Raw genomic sequence first — 3,695 nt, 5'->3', positions numbered from 1 at the left:
TAGGTGTGGGTAATTTGGGACATGCCTTGTTGAACTACAACTTCCATGTCAGCAATAATGTGCGCATCAGTGCCGCATTTGATGTCAATGAAGGCATCTTCGGCAAAATCCTTAGCGGTGTGCCGGTTTATCCGATGACGGACATGGTTGAGCAGTTGCGCATCCAGCAGATTGATGTAGCCATTTTGACTGTTCCACAGGAAGTGGCGCAGGATGCCACCAACCGATTGACAGAAGCGGGCGTTCGCGGCATCATGAACTTTACCCCGATTCGTCTTTCCGTTCCGGATAATGTCCGCGTTCAAAATGTGGACTTGACGAATGAATTGCAGACTTTGATCTATTTCTTGGACAATGATATCGGCTGAGCAAAGTCGGCAGCTGATGATAAGAAAACGCAAAAAGAAGGATGAGGCTGCCTCATCCTTCTTTTTTTCCTAGTTTTTATCGATGCTGTCTTTGATTTTCACGTAGGCATTGAACATGCGTACGCCTTTCACAACATCACTTGTTGCGAACAGCACGCTTATGATGGCCATGAATCCCCAGCCTGCGGTATTCACGGCATCGACTGCCAGCGAGATGAAGAGGATGGCGAAAACGAAGCGGATGATTACTTGAACTAATAGATTTTTTAAAGTCATGATATTCCTTTCTTTTTCCTAAATAGCGGGCTTCACGTGTCTTACGAAATGAGTTGGGACAGAATCGGCAAGGCGGACACGGCATTCATCAACGCATGTGCAATCATCGGAGTCGCTATGTTTCTTGTCCTGTAATAAAGGAAAGAAAACCATAGCCCCAGAGAGCCGTAAACCAAATAGTGCCCATCATTATGCGCAATCGCAAAAATCAAAGCGCTGATAGTGGCTGCGCCGACTATCCCGATTGCATCGACCAGATGCGTGACAATCGCTTTACGGAATACAAATTCCTCCATCACAGGTGCAAAGATGATAATGTTGAAAATAAAGAACGGGTAGCGGTTTGTCAAGTCCAGCAACACTTCCGTATTTTCGGAAACGACTGGCATCTTGAACAAAAGATACTCCACATTCATCGCGACGATCTGAATCAGGATAGCGCCCATGAAACCGAAGAGTCCGGTGGTGAGCGTTTTTCCGATTGGGGCAGTTGGTTGATCCGTAAGACTGTTTTGTGGTGTCCATTTTTTTCTGCTATTCCATGCTACCATAAGGACAGTTCCTAGGAAAGCAAAGAATAACGAGAGATTCATGGCGGCTGCGATGCGATCTGCTTCCGGAATGAAAAAAAGCATCAAGACCGGCAGAAGTTGAGAAGCGAGATAGATGAGGATGATCTGTATGGCTAACGTTAACCTGGAACGTATTTTTTTATTCATATATATAGTACCTTTCTGAGAGAACTGACGTTTTACGCTTGATAAACAGTATAGCATAATAGCGCAAAAAAATAGAATCGGAAAAAATCGGCTTCCCTCTTGCAAATTAATTGGAGATTGATTAATATAGAAATGTAGCTTAGCACTCTAAGTTGATGAGTGCTAAAATGATATTATTTTGGAGGGATCATCTTGTTAAAACCATTAGGAAACCGTGTTATTGTAGAAGTTGCCAAAGAAGAAGAAAAATCTATAGGCGGCATCGTTTTACCGTCATCCGCTAAAGAAAAATCCCAAACAGGTACCGTAATTGCTGTTGGCGCAGGCCGCGTGACAGATAACGGTGTAACAATCGAAATGACCGTTAAGGCAGGAGACACTGTCCTTTTCGAAAAATATGCAGGCACAGAAGTTAAATATGCGGGAACAGAATACTTAGTGATCAAAGAAAGCGACATCGTAGCAATCCTGGACTAAAAATATAATTCATGAGGTGAATCGATAAATGGCAAAAGACATTAAATTTTCAGAAGACGCAAGAGCAGCAATGCTTCGTGGTGTGGATATCTTAGCAAATACCGTAAAAGTGACTTTAGGACCCAAAGGACGCAACGTCGTTTTAGAAAAAGCGTACGGCTCTCCGTTGATCACGAATGATGGTGTGACGATCGCCAAAGAAATCGAATTGGAAGATCGCTTCGAAAATATGGGAGCGAAACTGGTTGCCGAAGTTGCTTCCAAAACAAACGATATTGCCGGTGACGGTACTACAACTGCTACTGTTTTGACACAAGCCATCGTTCGCGAAGGGCTGAAAAACGTTACTGCAGGCGCAAATCCAGTGGGCATCCGTCGCGGTATCGAGTTGGCTACACAAGCAGCTGTAAAAGGTTTGGCGGAAATTTCCCAAACAGTAAATTCAAGAGAATCGATCGCGCAAGTTGCTGCCGTATCATCCGGATCGAAAGAAATCGGCGAATTGATTGCTGAAGCGATGGAAAAAGTCGGCAACGACGGGGTCATCACTATCGAAGAATCTAAAGGGATCGAAACCGAATTGGATGTTGTTGAAGGGATGCAATTCGACCGCGGTTACCTATCGCAATACATGGTTACCAACAACGACAAGATGGAAGCTGAATTGGAAGCACCATATATCCTGATCACGGATCGCAAATTATCCAATATCCAAGACATCTTGCCTTTATTGGAACAAATTCTGCAACAAGGACGCCCATTATTGATCGTTGCTGATGATGTTGACGGAGAAGCACTTCCTACATTAGTATTGAACAAATTGCGCGGAACATTCAATGTAGCGGCAGTCAAAGCACCTGGTTTTGGTGACCGTCGTAAAGAAATGCTGCAGGACATCGCAATCTTGACAGGCGGTACAGTCATCGCTGAAGACTTAGGCTTGGAATTGAAGGATGCTTCCGTAGAACATTTGGGTCGTGCAGGCAAAGTTGTCGTAACCAAAGATTCCACAACAATCGTTGAAGGAGCTGGCGAAAAAGCAGCCATCGAACAACGTGTGGCGGTCATCCGTGCGCAATCAGCAGAAACAACTTCAGAGTTTGACCGTGAGAAATTGCAGGAACGCCTTGCGAAATTATCCGGTGGCGTCGGCGTCATCAAAGTCGGAGCGGCTACAGAAACTGAATTGAGAGAACGCAAACTGCGTATCGAAGATGCTTTGAATGCAACGCGTGCCGCTGTTGAAGAAGGTATCGTATCCGGTGGGGGTACAGCCTTGATCAACGTTCAAAAATGCGTTGAAGCGTTGGAACTGACCGGCGACGAAGCGACAGGTGCACGCATCGTGGCACGTTCGTTAGAAGAGCCAGTGAGACAAATCGCTGAAAATGCAGGAAAAGAAGGCTCCGTTGTAGCCGATAAGATCAAAGGCCTTGAAGTTGGCATGGGCTATAACGCCGCAACCGACGAATGGGTAAACATGATCGAAGCAGGAATCGTCGATCCTACAAAAGTGACACGTTCCGCTTTACAAAATGCAGCCAGCGTAGCTGCTTTGATCCTGTCGACAGAAGCTATCGTAGCCGACCATCCAGCCCCAGCAACAGCCCCATCAATGGACCCAGGCATGGGCATGATGTAATCAGGATACGATGAATCCCACTCTAGAAATCGAGCACTAAGAGGAAATCCCCACCACGACCCGGTTTTGGTCGAGGTGGGGATTTCAGCTTAGGCGGAACCCTCAGCAATTCAGAGTTCAACTATAAAAGTGCGTTCTGAATCCTAAGCTCAAACTCAAGGATTCAGAACCGTTCTAAACGGCTGTAATGTTTGCGCAAGCAAAACCTTGCAA

4 protein-coding genes and 1 pseudogene are annotated in these 3,695 nt (G+C 45.6%); 3 read left to right on the top strand and 2 right to left on the bottom strand.

Translation table 11 applies throughout. From position 1 onward, the window contains the following. Positions 1 to 368: pseudogene (locus WBV27_RS07095) on the top strand (redox-sensing transcriptional repressor Rex); the annotation flags it as partial. A gap of 69 nt (positions 369 to 437) precedes the next feature. Here the strand turns inward: WBV27_RS07095 and WBV27_RS07090 are convergent. Then, the gene (locus tag WBV27_RS07090; RefSeq protein WP_424200674.1) at positions 438 to 644 is read right to left on the bottom strand and encodes a DUF4305 domain-containing protein; all 207 of its coding nucleotides are present in this window, start codon (positions 642 to 644) and stop codon (positions 438 to 440) included. Between the two features lie 41 nt (positions 645 to 685). Next, entirely contained in the window at positions 686 to 1,195 is a 510-nt protein-coding gene (locus WBV27_RS07085) for a lysostaphin resistance A-like protein (RefSeq protein WP_424200672.1), read from the bottom strand. A 360-nt stretch (positions 1,196 to 1,555) separates the two neighbouring features. Between WBV27_RS07085 and groES the strand changes: the two genes are divergently transcribed. Beyond that, positions 1,556 to 1,840 carry a co-chaperone GroES gene (gene groES, locus WBV27_RS07080; protein WP_086629443.1) on the top strand — a complete coding sequence of 95 codons (285 nt, stop codon included), beginning with the start codon at positions 1,556 to 1,558 and terminating at the stop codon, positions 1,838 to 1,840. Between the two features lie 28 nt (positions 1,841 to 1,868). Then, positions 1,869 to 3,482 (top strand): chaperonin GroEL, encoded by a 1,614-nt coding sequence (gene groL / locus WBV27_RS07075; RefSeq protein WP_424200670.1) that lies wholly within the window; start codon positions 1,869 to 1,871, stop codon positions 3,480 to 3,482. The last annotated feature ends 213 nt before the right edge of the window (positions 3,483 to 3,695 follow it).

This window comes from Trichococcus sp. (assembly GCF_049589555.1).
In the GTDB taxonomy this organism is placed as follows: domain Bacteria; phylum Bacillota; class Bacilli; order Lactobacillales; family Aerococcaceae; genus Trichococcus.
Note: the sequence above shows the minus strand (reverse complement) of the source record. Positions and strands in the feature narration are given on the sequence as shown.